Below are 2,538 nucleotides of genomic sequence, written 5' to 3' on the forward strand. Positions count from 1 at the left end.
ACCGATTCATGGGCACGCAGATGCTCCAACTGCTGGACGATATTGGTGAGACAGAGCTGCTCGACGGCGTCCGCCGGCATCCGCCCCGAGATCCTGGCCCAGGAGTGGCTCCGGCTTCTCATCCGCTCCAGGCTGGGCAGACCATGGCGCAGCCAGCGCCGCAGCGGTGTCGTGGGCCCGCCGCCAGCGTCCCCGGGCGTGTCGTCCAGCAGGGCCTGCATCGCCCCGCACCCCGAATGCCCGCAGATGGTGATGGACTCCACCCGCAGCACATCGACCGCGTACTCGATCGCGGCGGCCACCGACTCGTCCCCGCCGTCCGTCCCCGGCAGCGGTACGAGATTGCCCACGTTCCGTACGGTGAAGAGATCGCCGGGACCACTCGATGTGATCATGCTGGTGACCAGCCGGGAGTCGGCGCAGGTGAGGAAGAGCTGGGAGGGCCGCTGGCCCTCGCGCGCCAGCCGCGCCAGCTCGTCGCGCACCAGCGGAGCGGTGTTCCGCTGGAAGGAACTGAGCCCGCTGGCCAGTTGCAGGATGCTGGACGTACGCCCGCTTCCTGCGGGATCTCCCCGCCCGGACTCCGTACGCGCCTCGGGCGCTTCGCCCGACTCCCGAGCGCCGTCGGAACCGGAGTTCGGCGGACCGGTCTGACCTTCCCAGGACCGGTATCCATGGGATCTCGTACCGCTGGACTCCGTGGCGCTGGGCCCGGTACCGCCGGATCCCATGCGGCCCGATTCCGCGCCGGCGGGCCCCGCGTCACCGGGCGGCAGCCCGCTCACCAGCACCATGTCCGGCACCGCACCGTCGGATCCGCAGCCGGCGGAGTGCTCCGTGCGCGTCGCTCCCGCCGCGGGCTCCGCCGCTCCGGGCAGGGCCCCTCCCGTATATACCGGGACGGTCCGCTCCAGGGCCGCCTGCCCCGCGACGGCGTGTCCTGCGGCGGCGCACTCCGCTGCGGTCCGACCCCCGTCGGAATGCCGGTCGCAGTGGTGATTGCGCCAGGGGGTCCAAGGGCGGCAGCAGGCATGGAACTCGGTCGGGGACTCCGCGATCCGGGCGCCCGCCCGTCCGGTGAACTCGGCCGTGCCACCCCGGGCGATGTGCGCGGCCCGCCAGTCGTACAGGGCCTCATGGGCCGCGTGGTCCATGAAGGACCCGTCCAGCTCGACGACACAGTCGGCTCCCTGCGGTACCTGGTGCAGCATCCGGCTGAGTCTCGGCACGGCGAGGAATGTCAACTGGCCGCGCGCGTGCACACGGTGGACACCGCTCCGCTCCTCCGTGGTGATCCGTGTCCTGGTCAGCCGGTGCAGCGACACCGCGACCGCCACGGCGATTCCGATGACAACGCCTTCCAGCACACCGGTGAACACGACGGCGGTCAGCGTGGCCACATAGCCCAGCAGCTCGCGATTCCGTCTCACGCTGCGCATATGTGTGAGATTGACCATCTGGATCCCGACGAACATCACCAGCGCGGCCAGCGCCGCCAGCGGGATCAGATCCAGCACGGGCACCAGCAGCAGGGCCGCGACCGCGACCCACAGACCGTGCAGCATGGACGAATTCCTGCTGACAGCGCCTGCGGCCACATTGGCGGCACTGCGTACGGCGACGCCCGTGAGGGGCAGTCCGCCGAGCGCGCCGGAGACGACATTCCCGGCGCCCTGTCCGGCCAGCTCCCGGTCGAGCCGGGCCCGGGGGATCTGGACGGCCGGCTCCTTGCGGGCGGCGACCAGCTTGTCCACGGCGACCGCGGAGAGCAGTGATTCCACGCTCGCGACCAAGGTGACCGTGAGGACGGCGGCGAGCAGCCCGAGAGCCGGCCCGTGGGGGAGCTCGGGCAGGGCATGGCTTCTCCAGGAGGGCAGATCGACACGCTCCAGGCTGACTCCGGCGAGCGCGGCCAGGGCGGTCGCGACGGCCACCGCCGCGAGCGCGGCCGGGAGCTTCCGTACGCCCCGGCCCACGCGTCCCGGAATCCGCGGCCATACGAGCAGGACCGCGATGGTCAGAACACTCACGGAGAGCGCGCCCGGATGGAGATTGGCCAACTGGGCGGGCAGCCCCAGCACGTTGTCGACGGCGGAACTCTGCGGCGAACCGCCGAGCACGATATGGAGCTGGGCCAGGGCGATCGTGACACCGATGCCGCCGAGCATGCCGTGCACGATCGCCGGGCTGACGGCGAGCGCCGACCTGGCCACCCGCAGCGCCGCGAGGGCGAGTTGTGCGAGCCCGGCGCAGATGGTGATGACACAGGTGGTGCGCCAGCCGTACTGCTGGATCAGATCGGCCGTGACGACGGTGAGCCCGGCCGCGGGACCGCTGACCTGGAGCGGTGCCCCGCCCAGCCGCCCGACGACCAGGCCGCCGACAGCCGCGGCCACCAGCCCGGCCTGGAGCGGTGCGCCCGTGGCGAGCGCGATGCCCAGGGACAGCGGCAGCGCGATCAGGAAGACGGAGATCGAAGCGGAGAAGTCCGCTCCGGCGATCCGGAGGCCTCGGCCGTCCGGAGGCGGGTCGTGCGGC

Annotated in this window: 1 protein-coding gene; it reads right to left on the reverse strand. The window is 71.9% G+C overall.

The genetic code is table 11. The annotated features are described in order from the left end of the window. A partial coding sequence (locus tag BFF77_RS33925; RefSeq protein WP_211280358.1) for a bifunctional SulP family inorganic anion transporter/carbonic anhydrase occupies positions 1-2,538 on the reverse strand: 2,538 nt, incomplete at both ends.

Origin of the sequence: Streptomyces lushanensis (assembly GCF_001700515.1) — a bacterium.
Classification (GTDB): domain Bacteria; phylum Actinomycetota; class Actinomycetes; order Streptomycetales; family Streptomycetaceae; genus Streptomyces; species Streptomyces lushanensis.